Consider the following 17,836-nt stretch of genomic DNA (forward strand, 5'->3'; position numbering starts at 1 on the left):
TTCAGGGTATTTAAACAAAAATAAATAATCATTAACGTAAGGGAAGACCCATGCAAAAACGCATTATAACCTTGCTGTGCGCTGTTGGCTTGGCTTTGTCCGCCCCGGCCATGGCGCAAATGAAATTACGCTCGGATGCCCCGGCACGCTATGAAGTGAAAAGCGGCGATACTTTGTGGAGCATTTCCGGCAAATACCTCTATCAGCCGTGGCAGTGGCCGAAATTGTGGGGCGCCAACCGCGACAACATCCGCAACCCGCACCTGATTTACCCGGGGCAGGTACTGGTATTGCATTATGTAGACGGCGAGCCGCGCTTGGGTTTTGACGGCGGCAACGACGCCATCCCCACAGTCAAACTCTCACCGCGCGTGCGTGAGGTGTCGTCCGGCTACGGTATTGCCACCATCAATGTCAATTTCTACCGCATGTTTATGCAGCATCCGCAGATAATTGACCAGATGCAAACCCAAAATGCCCCGCGCCTAGTGGCAGGCCCCGATAACCGTCTGCTCTACAGCAAGGGCGATCGCGTTTATGCCGATGGCGTGACCGAGCCGGGAAAATACTTTGTATACCGTGCGGTAAAAGATGTGCTGGATCCGGATACCGGCAAATATCTGGGGCAAGAAGTGGTGTTCAGCGGTGAGCTGATGACCCAGCCGGTACGCCAAAGTGCGCTGGAAGGCCGCAGTGACACCGATGCTCAAAACCTGAAAAAAGGCGAATACTACACCCGCCTGCATCCTTTGCTGAAAGTGCCCACCGAAACTGCGCAAGCGCTGATGATAACCGAAGCCGTATCGGAAATCCGCAATGGTGACTACCTGCTCAAAGTGACTGATGAGGGCGATGCCTTCAATATGATGCCGCATGCGCCGGAAAAAGCGATTGATGCCAAAATCGTGTCGGTGATGGACGGCATTATTGAAGCCGGGCCTTACCAAACCATCACTTTAAACAAAGGCAGTGCCGACGGCTTGGATAAGGGATCCGTGTTAAGCTTGTATAAACGCAGCAAGCAGATACGCACCCGGCTGGAAGATCGCCCCGGCGGCAGCAAATCGGTGGTGAAATACCTGAGTATCCCGGCTGAAGAAGTGGGCTTGGCGATGGTTTACCGCGCAGGAGAGCATGTGTCGTCGGCGATTATTCTGGATGCCAAAACCAATGTGCAGGTGGGTGATTTGGTCACCAACCCCGGCCATGATTTGGACGATATGCCCTATAATTACGAGCACGTGCCCAATACGCCGCAAGACCCGCACAACTATAAGCATGAGCAATTTGATATCCGCAGCAACATCAAATAAAGCGGCTGCCTGAAATTGGATAGGAAAAAGCACAACCGATGAATTTGGGTTGTGCTTTTTTGTTTTAGGCTGCCTGAAGCGTTATGTTAACGATAAGGTAAAGTAAGCAGGATTGAAAAAAGCACAACCGCCATCATGGGTTGTGCTTTTTTGTTTTCAGGCAGCCTATTGATATATTAGGCTACCTGAAAACGCCACATTCAATATGATTTAAAACGACTCCAGCGGCACCGCCAATAGCGCCGGGCTGCCGCTGTGTACCAAGGCGGCATGGGTGTGGATTTGCGGCAATACTTGGGTGAAATACACCTGGGTAACGTGCTGCTGGGTTTGGTAGAAGTCTTCGCCCAATGGCGCATTGGCGGCATCAGCCAGTGCGTCTTGTGCCGCCAAATGGGCGCGTGCCAGTGCCACCGCACCCAAGGTGCAGCCCATCTGGTTTAGATAAGCATTGGAGGCGGCAGCAGCCAGCTCGGGATTGCTGGTCATTTGCGCCAGAATATCGGCCACGCTTTGCTCGGCCAGTGCCAATGCTTGTTGCAGCTGCGCGCCCAGTTCGGCATCAACGGTGGCCAATTTGGCGGCCACGCTTTGGCCGTCGGCCAGCAGCGCACGCGCCACGGCACCGCCGTCGGCAGCGGTTTTGCGGCCAATCAAATCCAGCGCTTGAATGCCGTTGGCACCTTCGTAAATCGGGGTGATGCGCACATCGCGTACATATTGCGCCGCGCCGGTTTCTTCCACATAGCCCATGCCGCCATACACCTGCATGGCCAAGTTGGTGAGCACGGTGCCGTTGTCGGTACACCATGATTTCACAATCGGAATCAGGAAGTTCAGCACTGCTTCGGCACGCGCGGCTTCGTCGGCATTGGGGTGGCCGTGGGCGGTGTCGATGGCGGCGGCGGCCTGCATGTAGAGCGCACGCTGGGCGGCGAGGGTGGCTTTTTGTACCAGCAGCATACGGCGTACATCGGGGTGGTGGATGATGGTGACTGGGGTTTTGCTGTGGCCGCCGATGTCGCGGCTTTGCACGCGTTCGCGCGCATAGGCCAAGGCGGCCTGATAAGCGCGCTCGGCCACGGCATGGCCTTCCACGCCCACGCCCAAACGGGCATGGTTCATCATGGTAAACATATACATCAGGCCTTTACCGGCTTCGCCAATCAAATAGCCTTCGGCTTCGTCGAACTGCATCACGCACGTGGGGCTGGCGTGGATGCCCAGCTTGTGCTCCAAGCCCACTGCGTGCGCCGCATTGCGCGCGCCCAAGCTGCCGTCGGCATTCACCAGATATTTGGGCACGATAAACAGCGAAATACCTTTGACGCCGGCGGGCGCATCCGGCAGGCGCGCCAGCACCAAATGAATCACGTTTTCGGTGAGCTCTTGGTCGCCCCAAGTGATGAAGATTTTTTGGCCGGACACGGCATAGGCGCCGTTGTCTTTGGGTACGGCTTTGCTGGCCACTTGTGCCAAATCGGTGCCTGCTTGCGGCTCGGTGAGGTTCATGGTGCCGCTCCACAAGCCTTGGCTCATATTGGGCAGATAGGTTTGTTTTTGCTCATCGCTGGCGTGGCTGAGAATGGCTTCGATGGCACCCAAGGTGAGCATCGGCAATAAGGAAAAGGCCAGATTGGCCGAACACCACATTTCTTCACAGGCCGCCGACACCACCGCAGGCAGGCCTTGGCCGCCGTAATCGGCCGGGGCGCGCAAGCCCAGCCAGCCGGCATCGCGATAGGCGGCAAAGGCTTGTGCCAAATCGGGGTGGGTAAGCACTTTGCCGTCCACCAGCCGGGCGCCGTTCAAATCGCCGGTGCGGTTGGTGGGCGCCAGCTCCTGTTCGGCAAATTTGCCTGCTTCTTCCAACACCGCGTCTACAGTATCTTGATCCAAACCGGCGGCGCTGGGCAGCGCCAGTATTTCAGGCAGCCTACCGTGTACTTGCAGGGCAAAGCGCAGTTCATTGACAGGGGCGTGGTAAATCATGTTCTCTTCTCCAAGTAAGGGGTTGTTGTGGTTATGGATGGTTGGCACAAGTATGGCTATACTTGTTTTGATGTTGAAACCCAGCATAACAAATCGGCACGGCTTTGAATACGTTTCAGGCAGCCTACCGGGCAAGGAAATTAAAGTGTTTGCCCTTGCTTATGGTAACGGCAGTTACTATAATCCACATTTGTTTATCTGGAAAACCAAGCCATGCCGCCCGAGGCTGCCCAACTGCACCATGCCTTGCAGTCTTTATCGCAACAAATCCCCGGTATGGAGGTGGATTTGATTCTGCATGGCCGCCTGATCCGCCAGCTGGCGGTGCGCACCACCCAATGTTTTAACGAATGCCTCAAACAGCACGGCCTTACCGAAAGCCTGTGGTATGCCTTATTGGCGGTGTATGCGCACCCGCAACATGCCTTATTACCCTCGGAATTAAGCGAAATACTCGATTTAACCCGCACCAGCGCCACCCGTTTGTCGGACGAGTTGGTGCAGCAAGGTTGGGTCGAACGGCGCTCGCATCGTGATGACCGCCGCAAAATCACCCTGCATCTCACCGCGGCGGGCGAGGCCAAAATCCACCATGTCAGCCCGTACACCAATGCCTTGCGCCACCAATTGTGGTCAGGCTTGGCCGAGCCTGAGCGCCAACAATTGCACGGCTTGCTGCAAAAACTCCTTCACCAACTGGACGTTGCCGACACCACGGCGGCAACGCAAGAAAGCGCCTAACCATGCCCAACCACCCCAGTCGTGCTGCTTTACTGCGCAATCTGAGTGTGCTCACTGCAAGCTGCGTGCTGGCCGCCTGCGCCCACACCGGCAGCCAAAAAACACCGGATACTCCCTATACCGCATCGCAACTGGGTTTGGCGGCCGGTCAAACCGCTGCCGTGGAAGCACAGTGGTGGCGCCAATTGCAACAGCCGGTGCTGGATCAATTGATGGCACAGGCGTTGGCGCAAGCGCCGGATTTGCGCGTGGCCGAAGCGCGCTTGCGGCAGGCCGAAGCCCAATGGCGCGGCAGCCGCGGTGAGGGCGGTCTGCAAGTGGGTGCTGGCATCAGCGGCGGCAGTTTTTACTTGTCGCCCAAGCCCGACGCCAGCCGCATTGGCGAGAGCAGCAGCCATGTCTTCACCACTGCTGCCGCCATGCTGCAAGCATCGTATGCCTTCGATTTTTGGGGCAAGCAGAAAAACACCGTTCAGGCAGCCTTGGGGCGGCGCACGGCCGCGGCTTTGCAAACCGAACAAGCCCGTTTGCTGCTGGCGCAAGCCGTGGTGGCTCAATACACCCAGTGGCAGCGCTTAAACCAACAACAAGCTGTGCTGGCCAAACGCATTGCCGTCAACGAAGCCGGGCAACAACTGCTGGCCGCGCGCGCGCAGGCCGGTTTGATTCCCGCCAGTGCGGTTTATCCGCAGCAACAGGCTTTGTTGCAATTGCAGGCGGCGCAGCAAGCGGTGCAGACGGAAACGGCGCGGGTGCGCCACAGCCTAGCCGCCTTGAGCGGGCAAGCACCCGATGCGCTGGCCAACACCGCACCAGCGCCGTTGGGCAACACGCCTGCGGTGGCGGTGGGCAGCCTGAAAGCCGATATTTTGGGGCAACGGCCGGATATTGCCGCCCAGCGCGCCTTATTGCAATCGCGCCGCTACAGTGTGGCTGCAGCCAAGGCTGAATTTTATCCCAACATCGAAATCAAAGGCTTGGCCGGTTTTGCCCACATCGACGCTTTCGACTTGCTCAGCGGCAATTCGCGTTTTGCCGGATTGATGCCCGCCATCAGCTTGCCGATTTTTACTTCAGGCAGCCTGCAAGCCAATTTGGCCGCTAAAAATGCCCAATATGACGAACAAGTGGCGGTATACGACCAAACCGTGCTGACCGCTTTGCAGCAGGCCGCCGATGCGGTGAGCCAATACCAAAGCAGCGGCACTGCCGTGTCCTTGCAGCAGCAAGCCTGGCAAGTGGCGCAAAAACGCGCCGCCGCCAGCGCCCGGCGCGTGCGTGCAGGGCTAGACAACGGCATTATTCGCTTGCAGCAAGAAGACGCCGCCTTGGCCGCACACAGCGATTACCTTGATGCCGCCGCTGGCCATCAGCAGGCTTGGAATCAGCTTCAGGCAGCCTTGGGCGGTGGTTTTCAGGCTGAGCAAAGTGGTGATGAATAGCTGGAGGGGGCGCCTGTTTATTAAGGCTGCCTGAAAGTTAAAACCGTCATTGCCGAACTGGATTCGGCAATCCATTGCCAAACGAAGTGCAACGAAGCGGATGATTTTAAAAACAGGTTGTGTTTTTATGCATTTTTTATCGTTTTACTTTGCGCTTCATGGCCGCGCGGCCACTTACTTTTCTTTGCTTCGCCAAAGCAAAGTAAGCAAAAGAAAGGCGACCCCGGTTGCAGGTTTGGCTATGCCAAACTTCCCTCACTGCACATGCTTTTGGCGGCGGGCGCTAGTCGCTGCGCTCCGGACCGCCCTTATTTCCGCCAAAACCACGTTCCGTTCGGCTGCGCCAAGGGGAAGGCTGCACGGATTATGAGTTGCAGATAGCTTAAACAAAATAATTTCAAATGGTTGAACTTTAAATAAATATTTAATTTAAACAAATAACTTGAACCCACATCATTAACTTGATTCCCACGAGACCCAAACCATGAGCGAAACCGCTACGCCCACCGCCGCTGCTGCGGCGGCCACCCCCATCAAAAAGCCGCTGCGGCGCAAGCGCAATCTCACCGCGCTCACGCTGGTGTTTGTCGCCATTGCGCTGGGTTTTGCACTAATGTATTTTTTGGTGTGGCAGCACCAGCAAAGCACCGACGACGCCTATGTGGGCGGTCATGTGGTGCAGATTACCCCGCAAATCGGCGGCACCGTGCACAGTGTGGCGGTGGACGACACCCAAGCGGTGAAAACCAATCAATTATTGGTGAAGCTGGACGATAGCGATATGCAGCTGGCGTATGAGCGCGCGCAAAACGATTTAATCAATGCCATCCGCCAAAACCAGCAGCAAACCGCGGTTTCCAGCCAAAGCCGGGCGCAGGTAACGGCGCAAAAAGCACAGTTGGCGCGTTTGCAGTCGGATTTAAAACGCCGCCAAGCGTTGGCCGGCACCGATGCCATTTCCGCCGAAGAGCTCAGCCATGCCCGTGCGGCGGTAACGGAAGCGCAAGCGGCGCTGAATGCCGCCGAAGCGCAGGAAAAAGCCGCCCAAGCGGCCTTGGGACAAAACATCCCGCTGCGCCAGCAGCCAGCGGTGCTCAGCGCCGTAAGCCGCCTGAAAGACGCTTGGCTCAACTTGCAGCGCACGCAAATCCACGCGCCGATGGACGGCCAGATTGCCAAGCGCAATGTGCAGGTGGGGCAGAAAGTGGCGCCGGGCACGCCGATGATGGCGGTGGTGCCGCTGCACAATCTGTGGGTAGACGCCAACTTTAAAGAAAGCCAATTGGCCAAAATGCGCGTGGGCCAAACCGCCACCGTGTATGCCGATATTTACGGCAGCAAGGTGAAATACCAAGGCAAAGTGGTGGGTTTGTCGGCCGGTACCGGCGCGGCTTTCTCGCTGTTACCCGCACAAAACGCCACCGGCAATTGGATTAAAGTGGTGCAGCGCGTGCCGGTGCGCATCGAATTGGACGCACAGCAATTGGCCGAACACCCTTTGCGCGTGGGTTTGTCGATGAGTGTGGAAGTGGACACCGAAAACCAAACCGGTAGCCAGATGACCGCCGTGCCTGCCGCCAACACCGCCACCCAAACGGCAGCGGTGGATTGGCAGCCGGTGGAAGGCATTATCAACACCATTTTTAGCCAATACGCGCCTTAAGGCTGCCTGAATGACACACGCTCCTTTAAAAGGCCTGCCGCTGGTGTTGGTCACGTTGGCCTTGTCGATGGCGGTTTTTATGCAGGTGCTCGATTCCACCATCGCCAACGTGGCCTTGCCCACCATTGCTGGTAATCTGGGTGCGGCCACCAGCCAAGGCACTTGGGTGATTACCTCGTTTGCGGTGGCCAACGCCATTTCTGTGCCGCTCACCGGCTGGCTGGCCAAGCGCTACGGCGAAGTGAAGGTGTTTGTGGGCGCCACCTTGCTGTTTGTGGTGGCGTCGTTTTTGTGTGGCATCGCCCCCAGCTTGGAATTGCTGGTGGTGTTCCGCATTATGCAAGGCGCGGTGGCCGGGCCGATGATTCCCTTGTCGCAAAGCCTGCTGATGGCATCCTATCCGCCGCAAAAACGCGCCATGGCCTTGGCGCTGTGGTCGATGACCATCATCGTGGCGCCGATTTTCGGCCCGATTTTGGGCGGCATCATCAGCGACAACTGGCATTGGGGCTGGATTTTCTTTATCAATATCCCCATCGGCATTGCCGCCGCGTGGGTGGCGTGGCGCCAGCTCAAACACCGCGAAACCGACATTGCCCGCATGCCCATCGACCGCATCGGCTTAGCGCTGCTGGTGGTGGGCGTGGGCGCTTTGCAGATGATGCTCGACCGCGGCAAAGAGCTGGATTGGTTTGCATCCGCCGAAATCATCACCTTGGCGGTGGTGGCGCTGGTGAGCCTGAGCTATTTTATCGTGTGGGAGCTGGACGCCGAGCACCCGATTGTCGACTTGCGCCTGTTTCAAGACCGCAATTTCACCGTGGGCGTGCTGGCGCTGAGCTTGGCGTTTATGGTGTATATGGGCGCCATTGTGCTGCTGCCGCTGGTGCTGCAAACGCAGCTGGGCTACACCGCCACCTGGGCTGGACTGGCCACTGCGCCCATCGGTATTTTTCCGGTGCTGCTGTCGCCGCTGATTGGCAAATTTGGCAACCGGCTGGATATGCGCTGGCTGGTGACCATCAGCTTTGCCGTGTATGCGGGCTGCTTTTTCTGGCGCAGCGAATTCACCGCGCAAATGAGCTTTTGGGATGTGTTCTGGCCGCAGTTCGTGCAAGGCATTGGCATGGCCATGTTTTTTATGCCGCTCACCGCCATCACATTGTCGCGCATGCCTGCGCACCAAATTGCCTCGGCCTCGGGTATTTCCAATTTCGTGCGCATTTTGTGCGGCGGCATCGGCACCTCGATTGTGACCACCCTGTGGGAGCGGCGCTCGGCCTTGCACCACGCCCGCCTCACCGAAAGCATCACCCCCTATGCCGACAGCACCACCGCCGCCCTCAACGGCTTGCAGCAGCTTGGGCTGGACGCCCAGCAACAGGCGGCGGCACTGAACCGCACCATCTCGCAACAAAGCAGCATTATCGGCTCCAACGAATTGTTTTGGCTGTGCGGCGCGCTGTTTTTGCTGCTGATTGCGGTGGTGTGGTTTGCCAAACCGCCGTTTGGCGGCGGTGGCGGCGGCGGGGCGCATTAAAGGCTGCCTGAAATGTATAGTGAATTAAATTTGAACCAATACTGCGTTGGCTCGCCTTGCCGTACTGGGTGTACTGTCTGCGACTCGCCGCCTTGTCTTGATTCAAATTTAATCCACTATAACGCCGCCCGCCACCACACCCACTGCGGGCATTTTATTTTCAGGCAGCGTAGAATGGCTGCCTGAAAAAACCGCCGGATTACCTTATGCTGATTCGCCCCGCCACTGCGGCAGACATTCCTGCCATTACCGCCATCTACAACCACGCCGTGCGCCACACACTGGCCATCTGGAACGAAGCCGAAGTAAGTACAGCCGAGCGGCAAGCCTGGTGGCAGGCGCGGCAGGCGGCGGGCTATCCGGTGTTGGTGGCGGCAGACGAAACCGCGGCCATCTTGGGCTATGCCGGCTTTGGCGATTGGCGTGCTTTTGCCGGTTTCCGCCACACCGCCGAGCATTCGGTGTATGTGCACCCCGAACACCAAGGGCGTGGCGTGGGTAAGGCGTTGTTGCAGGCGCTGGTGGTAGAGGCAAGGGCGTGCGGCAAGCATGTGCTGGTGGGTGGCATCGAATCGGGCAACCAAGGCTCCATCGCCCTGCACCAAAGCCTGGGGTTTGTGTGCAGCGGCAGCATGCCGCAAGTGGGCTGTAAATTTGGCCGTTGGCTGGATTTGCAGTGGTGGCAATTGCAATTGGATCAAACTACGGCACCGCCGCCGTAATCTTGCTATATAGTGAACTGCATAAAAAGTACTACGGCGTTGCTGTGCCTTGTCGTACTGTCTGTACTGCCTGCGGCTTCGCGCCTTGTATCACTTTATTCTTCATTCCACTATTATCTATATATCTGCAAAATCTTAAAAGGCTGCCTGAAACCCTTTCCGGACATTTTCAGGCAGCCTAAAATCAACCCCCCATCTTGCCCCCATATCCGGCTGAATCTTGCCTGCCGTTATGCCATAATCAACGCTGCCTTTACCCACCCCGGTGCCCGCAGCCATGTCTAAAGCCAAAACCAAAACGCCCTACATCCCCGCTACCGAGCTCAAAACCATTCTGCATTCCAAGCGGGCGAATCTGTATTATCTGGAGCATTGCCGCGTGTTGGTGAACGGCGGGCGGGTGGAGTATGTCACCGACCAAGGCAAAGAATCGCTGTACTGGAATATCCCCATTGCCAACACCACCTGCATTTTGCTCGGTAGCGGCACTTCCATTACCCAAGCGGCGGTGCGCGATTTGGCCAAGGCCGGGGTGATGATGGGCTTTTGCGGCGGCGGTGGCACGCCTTTGTTTGCCGGTAGCGAAGCGGAAACGGCGTGTGAATTTTTCAGCCCGCAAAGCGAATACCGTCCCACCGAGTATTTGCAGCAATGGTGCCGTTTTTGGTTTGACGACGCACAGCGCCTAGCGGTAGCCAAGCAATTGCAGCAACTGCGCCTGCACATCATCGCCCGCACTTGGCCGAAACACGCTTGGACGTATGACGCCGAAGCCCTCAGCCGCCTACTCACCCAATACACTGAAGTCTTTGCCCAAGCGGCAGACAGCATGAGCCTGCTGGCGGCAGAAGGCCGGCTCAGTGCGCAGCTCTATGCGCTGGCCAACCGCGCCACGCTCAACCAGCCCGAATTCAAACGCAGCCAGCGCGGCAACTCGGTGGATCCGGCCAACCGCTTTTTGGATCACGGCAATTACTTGGCCTACGGCATGGGCGCCACCGCCTGCTGGGTGTTGGGTTTGCCGCACGGCTTAGCGGTATTGCACGGCAAAACACGGCGCGGCGGCTTGGTGTTTGACGCCGCCGACATCGTCAAAGACGCCATGATTCTGCCGCAGGCCTTTATCGCGGCGGCAGAAGGTGCGGGCGAGTCTGAATTTCGGCAAAACTGCATCGCCCAGCTCACCCGCTTTGAGGCGCTGGACACGGTGATTGAAGGCTTGCAAAGCTTGGCCAAAGCAGGTGCGGCATGAATATTCTGCTCATTAGCCAATGCCATAAAAACGCCCTCAAAGAAACCCGCCGCATTCTCGATCAATTTGCCGAGCGTTGCGGCGAGCGCACATGGCAAACGCCGATCACACAAGCGGGCTTGGCCACCTTGCGCAAGCTGCTGCGCCAAAGCGCGCGCAAAAACACCGCCGTGGCCTGCTACTGGACACACGGCAAAAACCACACCGAGCTATTGTGGGTGGTGGGCGATCGGCGCCAGTTCAACGAACAAGGCCGCGTGCCCACCAACCGCACCCGCCGCAATATTCTGCGAGCCGAGGCCGAACACGGCAGCCGCCACGCCCACAGCATCCAAATCATGGCCACCTTGGCGGCGCTGCTGCACGACATCGGCAAAGCCACGCTGGGTTTTCGCAATAAACTCAAGCAAAGCAAAATCCAAGCCGGTGACCCGTATCGGCACGAATGGATTTCCCTACGCCTGTTTCAGGCCATGATTCACGGCTGCACCACCGATGCGCAATGGCTGGCGCGCTTGGCACAGTGGCGCGACTATGCGCAGGCGCAGCCCGATTGGGATAGCCGCATCATCAACGACAGCCATGCCAAGGCCAGCCATGATTTCTCCAGCGCCCCACCGTTGGCGCAATGGTTGATGTGGTTGATTGTCACCCACCACCGCTTGCCGTTTTACAGCGTCAACTACCATAAAGACAGCGAGCGCAAAGGTTTGCAGCAAAGCAGCAGCCATTATTATGCGATTACCCTAGCGGAATGGTATCGCGCCTACCTCACCCCCGTGTCCGGCTGGGTGTGTCCGCCCAGTTGGCAGACCAATATCCATCCGCAACCACAACAGTTTTGGCAATTCCCGCCCGCTGATGAAAGTGAGCAGTCTGCAGCCAATCAGCCCTTGGATGCGCCCGCTATTCACCACGTCATCCGCCACGCCATGGACAGCACCACCTGGCAGCAAACCATGCGCCGCTGGGCGAATAAAGCGCTCAACCACCCGCCGTTAATGGCTTTAAGCCAAGCGGCGGCGCCGATTGCCGACCCCTTGCTGCTGCATTTGTCGCGCCTGTGCTTGATGGTGGGCGACCACAATTATTCGAGCTTAAAACCGGGCGATGCCAAGCGCGTGCCCGCCGATGCAAACTTCAAACTCTATGCCAACACCGATCCGCTTTCAGGCAGCCTGAAACAAACGCTAGACGAACACCTGTGCGGCGTGGGCAAATTCACCGCCCGTTTTGCCCGTTTATTGCCGCAGTTACCACAAGCATTGCCCGCCATCAGCACACGCCACAAACCCTTTACTGCGCGCAGCCAAAACCCGCGCTTCCAATGGCAAGACCGTGCCTACGACTTAGCCCGCAGCGTGCGTGAAGCCAGTGCGCAGCAAGGTTTCTTCGGCGTGAATATGGCCAGCACCGGCTGCGGCAAAACCTTGGGCAACGCCCGCATCATGCACGCGCTGGCCGATCCAGAGCGTGGTCTGCGCCTCACCGTGGCGCTGGGTTTGCGTGTGCTCACCCTGCAAACCGGCCAGGCACTGCGCGAGAAATTGGGCTTGGATGAAGACAGCTTGGCGGTATTGGTGGGTGGCGCGGCCAACCGCACCTTGTTTGAATTAAACCAAACCGAGCCTGAGCCGCGCGATTCGAGCGAAACGCCGGATTTTGGCAGCGAGTCGGCACAGGCCTTATTGGATGATGCCGAAAGCGTAGACGGCATGGCCGGCGTGAGCGAAAGTGCCGTGGATGCGGATGAATTCGGCACCGTGATTGCCGACACCAAGGCGCGGCAACTGCTGTATGCGCCGATGGTGAGCTGCACCATCGACCACTTGATGCAGGCCAGCGAATGCTTGCGCGGCGGCAAACACATTGCGCCGATGTTGCGCTTGCTCAGCGCCGATTTGATTCTGGACGAGCCGGACGATTTCAACCAAGCCGACCTGCCCGCACTGGCGCGGCTGGTGCATTGGGCCGGCTTGCTCGGCAGCCGCGTGCTGCTGTCTTCCGCCACACTCACCCCCGATTTTGTCAGCGGCCTGATGCAGGCCTACCAAGCCGGCCGCGCCATTTGGGCGCAACACCAAGGGCTGCCTGAAACGCCCGTGCTGTGCGCCTGGTTCGACGAATACACCCAAAGCAGCCATGCCTGCGCCGATGCCGCCGAATTTGAACGGCAACACCGGCAGTTTGCACAACAGCGTGCCACCGAGCTTGCCGCCGCTGCCGTGCGCCGCCAAGCCGAGATTTGGCCGTTGAAGCTGCCCAAAGCGCCGGAAGGGCAAAAATTGCACTTTGCCGCCTTGGCCGAGCAAATCGTTCAGGCAGCCTATCAGCTGCACAACGCACACGGCGAAATCAGCCCGCACGATGGCAAACACATCAGCGTAGGCCTGGTGCGCTTAGCCAATATCGGCGCCATCACCGCACTGGCGCAAGCGCTGCTGGCAAGCGCTGCGCCCGAAAACACCCGCATCCACCTGTGCTGTTACCACGCCCGCCAATTACTGCTGTTGCGCAGCCGCTTGGAAAACACCTTGGATCGCCTGCTCAACCGCACCCAGCCCGAAAACCTGTTCAGGCAGCCTGAAATCATCGCCGCCACCGCAAACCAGCCCGAGCAGCAGCATATCTTTATCGTGCTGGCCAGCCCGGTGAGCGAAGTGGGGCGCGACCACGATTACGACTGGGCAATTATCGAGCCTTCCTCCATGCGTGCCATCATCCAATTGTGCGGGCGCGTGTGGCGGCACCGCCCGCACAAAACCGCCGAGCAAGCGAATGTGCTGATTTTGGGCAGCAATCTGCGCTCCCTGCGCCAGCCCAATTTGCTGCTGGGTGAAGCCACCTTTATCTACCCCGGCTTTGAAGAAAAACCGCGCTTTTTACTGCGCAGCCACCGCAGCGAAGAGCTGATTACGCCTGAGCAGCTGGCGCACATCAACGCCATTCCCCGCATTGTTCAGCCGGAAATACCGGAACCCGCCAAACTGCGCCGCTTGGCCGATTTGGAACACGCCGTGATGGCCGACTTGCTCAATCCCGCCACCCCTAATTTTGTCAGCGCCTATTGGCAGCCCAACAACGCCAACCGCGCCTGCGTCCACAGCCAGCGCATCGCCCCGTTTCGCGCCAGCCAGCGCCAAACCGACTACACCTGCCTGCCTAATGACGACAGCGATTGGGGCTTTGTGTTCAAACAGTCCGAAAAGGCTTGGGCACATCCCTACGATGCAGACGCCGGTAAAGCCAGCATCCGCCATTACCGCCTGCCCGCCAGTACCGGCCGTATACAGCCGTGGCTGCACACCGATTTACACACCGCCGTGACCCAACTTTCCGAACAACTCAGCGAAGCAGACCCCACCCAAACCACCCTGCGTTTTGCCACCGTTTCACTGCCAGAAGACCAACAGCCTGCGGCGAGCTGGTGGTTTAATGAGTGGTTGGGGTTTGGGGATTTTTAAACAAGGTTGTAGCCATTGAAAGAAGGTAGGGCAGAAATTAAGCTATAATGCTTTTGGCTCATCATGATGAGCAGTAAATGCCGAATAGGCAGCTTAGAAAATAGAGGCTTCGCTTTTTTATTAGCGCTTTACCGCCGAATAGGTGGCACGATTAATATCGTGTTGTGAGCAAATCATCTAATTATTTAATGGGTGGTTTGTTGTAAAATACCATAGATGTTTCACTTTTAATTTGACGTTCCTTGATTGAAGAGATATGATTTGATCATACAAGTTTGCAGAAAGAAGGAGAGCGCCCATGCAAGACATCACCCGCGCTGACGTTCAGGCCGCCATCAGCGGTTTTCTGAACGATCAGTTTCTCAAAAAAGCCGAGCCGGACATTAAGCGGCTGGAAAAAGCCGAGACGGAGCAGAACGAAGCCGCTATTGCCGCCGCGCAAGAAGCGCTGGCACAGTGGCGGCATAAATACAGCGCGCCGATATGGCTGGACGATGCGGCGCGGCGTATGGCCGGGCAGCTCAAATTTGGCAGTCATATCTCAAAGGGCATTCACCCGGATGCCAAGGGCGATAATGTCAATTTCTCTGCCGACACGCCGTTGCCCGAGCATTTAATCGGCTCGCAATCGGCGCATGCCTTGGCGCTGGACGCCAATGGCAACGCGGCGGCACTGCCGCTGGCGGCTTTTTTTAATACGCCGGTGGGCGCGGCACAAATGGTGAAATTGCGCCAGCTAATTACCCAAAACCATCCGGCGTTGCAAGGTTGCTTTGCCGATGATGCCGCGCTGTCAGATGAATATCAGCTGTTGTTTCAGGCAGCCTTAATCGGTGCAACGGATGCGCCAATCACGCATGAGCGCAATAAGCAAATTCTGTGGCCGCGCGGTGAGCAGGCCATTGTGCATGATGATTATATTTGCTTGGTACCGCTTTACCCTTCGGCGCTTACCCATGCGGTGTACCAGCAGATCAATCAAGCGCGCTATTCGGAAGAAAACAAGCTGGCGCGTGATAATCGCTTTAAAAAAACCGCCGAACATAAGCCCTATGTCAGCATCACGCAACTGGCCATCACCAAATTGGGCGGCACCAAGCCGCAGAATGTGTCGCAGCTTACCAGCGCACAAGGCGGGCGCAATTATTTACTGCCCAATCTGCCGCCGAAATTGCAATCGAGCAAAGCCTTCAAAATCTCAGCCGTGGCGGTGACCATTTTCAATAAACGCCTGCGTTACCACAGCTACCGCGGTTGGATTGAATTTGATGAAGTGATTAAAGCGAAGAAAAGCGTGATGGCGGTGCGCGATCAACGCAAGCTGGCTTTGCAAATGATTTTGGCCGAAGTATTTCAGATTGCCGAGCGCATTCAAACCCAATGGCCGGCCGGTTGGAGCCGTGATTATCAGCTCAGCATGGCGGAAAAATATTGGCTTGATCCGGATCGCGCCGATTTGGAAGGCGAAGAGGCGTTTAAAGCCGCCTGTGATGCGGGCGATTGGGCGGGGGAGGTAATCCGCAGTTTCGCGCTATGGCTCAATCAGTGGCTGAAAGAAACGCACACGGCCATCGCCGAGGATTTCGATGAGGCCGAGGAATCCGAATGGCGCCGCGCCATGGCCTCTGCCCTGCGCACCAGCCAACGCCGCTTCGGGAGAATCTACGCATGAATCACGCCAACTACTATCTATTATTCGACCGCATCCAAATTCAGGCAGCCAATGCCATTTCCGGCCCATTAAGCTACGGCTTTCCCTCGCTGAATGGCTTTTTGGGCGCCATCCATGCGCTGAACCGCAGGCTGCCTGAAAGCGACGGCATCACCTTGGGCGGTGTGTTGGTGGCCTGCCATCATTGCGATGTGCAGCTGTATCGCCCGCACGCGTATGCCGATGCCACGTTTAACCAAAGCCGCAATCCGTTGAAGAAAAACGGCGACACCGCCGCCATTATCGAAGAAGGCAAAGTGCACCTCACCGTAAGCCTGCTGGTGGAAGTGCGCAAAGCGGATCAAGTCTGGGCCAATTTAAGCCAAAACCCGCAGGCTAGCGAATGGTGTACACAGGTGCAAAACATGCTGATGCAGCAGCGCATTGCCGGTGGCAGCGTTACCAGCATTGGCCGCACCCAGCTCTTTGAGTCACACCAACAAGACGACATGATTGCCGCCTTGCTGCCTGCTTTTGTGCTGATGGATGCCGGGCAGGATTTGCTGGCGATTACCCGCGAATTGCAAACCGGCCAACAGCATCTGGTGAATGAGTTCGACGAAATTCAGCCCGCTTGTGATGAAAACGGCGCACCTCTGCCCAGCGCCCGCCCCGCACAAACAGAGGTCACCGCGCTGGACGCCTTGATTGAAGTGGCCACCTTGCACCATCTGCCACCCGATGCCAAAGACAGCAAAGAATGGCGAGCCTACAGCGTCAAAAGCGGCCGCGGTTGGCTGGTGCCGTTGCCGGTGGGCTATCAAGGTATTGCCGCACCGTTTGCCGCCGGTGAATTGGCGCACTGCCGCACCGCCGAATACCCCAGCCAATACGTTGAAACGATTTACAGCCTCGGCAAATGGGTGTTCCCGTTTAGGCTGCCTGAAAACTTTCAGCAATGCTTTTGGCGCTACGCCACCCCGCAAGACAATTTGTATCTGATTACCCAACCCCCAGCCCACTGATTTTAAATTTAAGGAGAAAAACATGACTACATTGACCACCGCCAGCGTATTGGCTTTTGAGCGCAATCTGGATATTTCCGATGCCACCTTCACCCAAATCGACAGCCAAAAGCCCGATGCCAAGGCAAGCATGGTTAAAGTGCGCGAAAAATCCGTGCGCGGCACCATCAGCAACCGCCTAAAAAATGCCATTGCCAACGACCCCACCAAGCTGGACGCCGAAATCCAAAAGCCCAACCTGCAAACCGTCGACGTGGCCACACTGGATGACGACAAAGACACCCTCATCGCCCGCTGGAGCTGCAAAGTACTGCCCTTTACCGGCGAACCAAGCGTATGCAACAACAGCGACTACCAAGCCAAGCTGATCGACACCGTATCCGGTTATTTGCAACAACACGGCGTAAACGAATTGGCACGCCGCTACGCCGCCAACATCGTCAACGCCCGCTGGCTCTGGCGCAACCGCATGGGCGCCGAAACCATCCGCATCCAAGTGCGCACCCAGATTGACGGCAAAGACCAAACCCTCGAATTTGCCGATGCCAAAGCCCACCCGCTCAACCATTTCGACTGGCAAGCCGACGGCCTGAGCCAATTAAGCGACTGGATTGCAAAAGGTCTGCGCGGCGAAGCTTTTGTGATTCTCTATATCGAAGCACGCGCCAAAGTCGGCTATGGCCAAGAAGTCTACCCTTCGCAAGAGCTGATTCTCGACACCGGCAACCGCAAAAGCAAAGTGCTTTATCAAATTAACGACAAAGCCGGCATGCACAGCCAAAAAGTCAGCAATGCCATCCGCACCATCGACACCTGGTACCCGAATGCCCAATTCCCCGTCGCTGCCGAACCCTATGGCGCCGTCACCACGCTGGGCACCGCGTTCAGGCAACCTAAGAAGGGTGATGACTTCTATACTCTGTTCGACAACTGGGTACTCAAAGGCACAGCCCCATCCGTGGATGAACAACACTACGTTATCAGCGTGCTGATTCGCGGCGGCGTATTTGGTGCCAGCGGCAAGGAGTAAA

Annotated in this window: 12 protein-coding genes and 1 pseudogene; 11 read left to right on the forward strand and 2 right to left on the reverse strand. The window is 57.2% G+C overall.

Going from position 1 to position 17,836, the window contains the following annotated elements:
- Positions 1-50: 50 nt before the first annotated feature.
- On the forward strand, positions 51-1,313 hold the full coding sequence (locus JQU52_RS03480; protein WP_230339766.1) for a LysM peptidoglycan-binding domain-containing protein: 1,263 nt from the start codon (positions 51-53) through the stop codon (positions 1,311-1,313).
- A gap of 210 nt (positions 1,314-1,523) precedes the next feature.
- On the opposite strand, the gene JQU52_RS03485 is transcribed toward JQU52_RS03480, so the two are convergent.
- Positions 1,524-3,305 (reverse strand): acyl-CoA dehydrogenase, encoded by a 1,782-nt coding sequence (locus JQU52_RS03485; RefSeq protein WP_230340517.1) that lies wholly within the window; start codon positions 3,303-3,305, stop codon positions 1,524-1,526.
- Positions 3,306-3,518: 213 nt separating this feature from the next.
- Here JQU52_RS03485 and JQU52_RS03490 point away from each other — a divergent pair, with 213 nt between their 5' ends.
- The 4 genes from JQU52_RS03490 to JQU52_RS03505 all read left to right on the forward strand — a co-directional run bounded on the left by JQU52_RS03490 (position 3,519) and on the right by JQU52_RS03505 (position 8,691).
- Positions 3,519-4,046: a MarR family transcriptional regulator gene (locus tag JQU52_RS03490; protein WP_230339767.1), complete on the forward strand. Its 528-nt coding sequence runs from the start codon at positions 3,519-3,521 to the stop codon at positions 4,044-4,046.
- Positions 4,047-4,048: 2 nt separating this feature from the next.
- The gene (locus tag JQU52_RS03495) at positions 4,049-5,488 is read left to right on the forward strand and encodes an efflux transporter outer membrane subunit (RefSeq protein ID WP_230339768.1); all 1,440 of its coding nucleotides are present in this window, start codon (positions 4,049-4,051) and stop codon (positions 5,486-5,488) included.
- 484 nt (positions 5,489-5,972) lie between these two features.
- The gene (locus JQU52_RS03500) at positions 5,973-7,151 is read left to right on the forward strand and encodes an HlyD family efflux transporter periplasmic adaptor subunit (protein ID WP_230339769.1); all 1,179 of its coding nucleotides are present in this window, start codon (positions 5,973-5,975) and stop codon (positions 7,149-7,151) included.
- 10 nt (positions 7,152-7,161) lie between these two features.
- The gene (locus JQU52_RS03505) at positions 7,162-8,691 is read left to right on the forward strand and encodes a DHA2 family efflux MFS transporter permease subunit (RefSeq protein ID WP_230339770.1); all 1,530 of its coding nucleotides are present in this window, start codon (positions 7,162-7,164) and stop codon (positions 8,689-8,691) included.
- Positions 8,692-8,702: 11 nt separating this feature from the next.
- Here the strand turns inward: JQU52_RS03505 and JQU52_RS14840 are convergent.
- Positions 8,703-8,815 (reverse strand): annotated as a pseudogene (locus JQU52_RS14840) (IS5/IS1182 family transposase); the annotation flags it as partial.
- An 82-nt stretch (positions 8,816-8,897) separates the two neighbouring features.
- On the opposite strand from JQU52_RS14840, the gene JQU52_RS03510 reads away from it, so the two are divergent.
- The 6 genes from JQU52_RS03510 (at position 8,898) to csy3 (ending at position 17,835) form a co-directional block, all read left to right on the forward strand.
- Positions 8,898-9,413 (forward strand): GNAT family N-acetyltransferase, encoded by a 516-nt coding sequence (locus JQU52_RS03510; RefSeq protein ID WP_230339771.1) that lies wholly within the window; start codon positions 8,898-8,900, stop codon positions 9,411-9,413.
- A gap of 277 nt (positions 9,414-9,690) precedes the next feature.
- A complete protein-coding gene (cas1f, locus tag JQU52_RS03515; protein WP_230339772.1) occupies positions 9,691-10,665 on the forward strand; it encodes a type I-F CRISPR-associated endonuclease Cas1f in 975 nt (324 codons plus the stop codon).
- The gene (gene cas3f / locus JQU52_RS03520) at positions 10,662-14,129 is read left to right on the forward strand and encodes a type I-F CRISPR-associated helicase Cas3f (RefSeq protein WP_230339773.1); all 3,468 of its coding nucleotides are present in this window, start codon (positions 10,662-10,664) and stop codon (positions 14,127-14,129) included. Before cas1f ends, cas3f begins: the two co-directional genes overlap by 4 nt.
- 298 nt (positions 14,130-14,427) lie before the next feature.
- Positions 14,428-15,801 carry a type I-F CRISPR-associated protein Csy1 gene (gene csy1, locus JQU52_RS03525; protein ID WP_230339774.1) on the forward strand — a complete coding sequence of 458 codons (1,374 nt, stop codon included), beginning with the start codon at positions 14,428-14,430 and terminating at the stop codon, positions 15,799-15,801.
- Positions 15,798-16,805, forward strand: coding sequence for a type I-F CRISPR-associated protein Csy2 (gene csy2 / locus JQU52_RS03530; protein ID WP_230339775.1), 1,008 nt, complete (start codon positions 15,798-15,800; stop codon positions 16,803-16,805). The genes csy1 and csy2 overlap by 4 nt, the downstream gene beginning before the upstream one ends.
- Positions 16,806-16,827: 22 nt before the next feature.
- The gene (csy3, locus tag JQU52_RS03535; protein WP_230339776.1) at positions 16,828-17,835 is read left to right on the forward strand and encodes a type I-F CRISPR-associated protein Csy3; all 1,008 of its coding nucleotides are present in this window, start codon (positions 16,828-16,830) and stop codon (positions 17,833-17,835) included.
- Position 17,836: the final 1 nt, after the last annotated feature.

The organism is Paralysiella testudinis (assembly GCF_016894345.1).
Classification (GTDB): Bacteria; Pseudomonadota; Gammaproteobacteria; order Burkholderiales; family Neisseriaceae; genus Paralysiella; species Paralysiella testudinis.

What these genes read in the sequence shown, in the direction of transcription:
- JQU52_RS03480 (WP_230339766.1), top strand. Translation starts at nt 51, where the DNA reads ATGCAAAAACGCATTATAACCTTGCTGTGCGCTGTTGGCTTGGCTTTG.
- JQU52_RS03485 (WP_230340517.1), bottom strand. Translation starts at nt 3,305, where the DNA reads ATGATTTACCACGCCCCTGTCAATGAACTGCGCTTTGCCCTGCAAGTA.
- JQU52_RS03490 (WP_230339767.1), top strand. Translation starts at nt 3,519, where the DNA reads ATGCCGCCCGAGGCTGCCCAACTGCACCATGCCTTGCAGTCTTTATCG.
- JQU52_RS03495 (WP_230339768.1), top strand. Translation starts at nt 4,049, where the DNA reads ATGCCCAACCACCCCAGTCGTGCTGCTTTACTGCGCAATCTGAGTGTG.
- JQU52_RS03500 (WP_230339769.1), top strand. Translation starts at nt 5,973, where the DNA reads ATGAGCGAAACCGCTACGCCCACCGCCGCTGCTGCGGCGGCCACCCCC.
- JQU52_RS03505 (WP_230339770.1), top strand. Translation starts at nt 7,162, where the DNA reads ATGACACACGCTCCTTTAAAAGGCCTGCCGCTGGTGTTGGTCACGTTG.
- JQU52_RS03510 (WP_230339771.1), top strand. Translation starts at nt 8,898, where the DNA reads ATGCTGATTCGCCCCGCCACTGCGGCAGACATTCCTGCCATTACCGCC.
- cas1f (WP_230339772.1), top strand. Translation starts at nt 9,691, where the DNA reads ATGTCTAAAGCCAAAACCAAAACGCCCTACATCCCCGCTACCGAGCTC.
- cas3f (WP_230339773.1), top strand. Translation starts at nt 10,662, where the DNA reads ATGAATATTCTGCTCATTAGCCAATGCCATAAAAACGCCCTCAAAGAA.
- csy1 (WP_230339774.1), top strand. Translation starts at nt 14,428, where the DNA reads ATGCAAGACATCACCCGCGCTGACGTTCAGGCCGCCATCAGCGGTTTT.
- csy2 (WP_230339775.1), top strand. Translation starts at nt 15,798, where the DNA reads ATGAATCACGCCAACTACTATCTATTATTCGACCGCATCCAAATTCAG.
- csy3 (WP_230339776.1), top strand. Translation starts at nt 16,828, where the DNA reads ATGACTACATTGACCACCGCCAGCGTATTGGCTTTTGAGCGCAATCTG.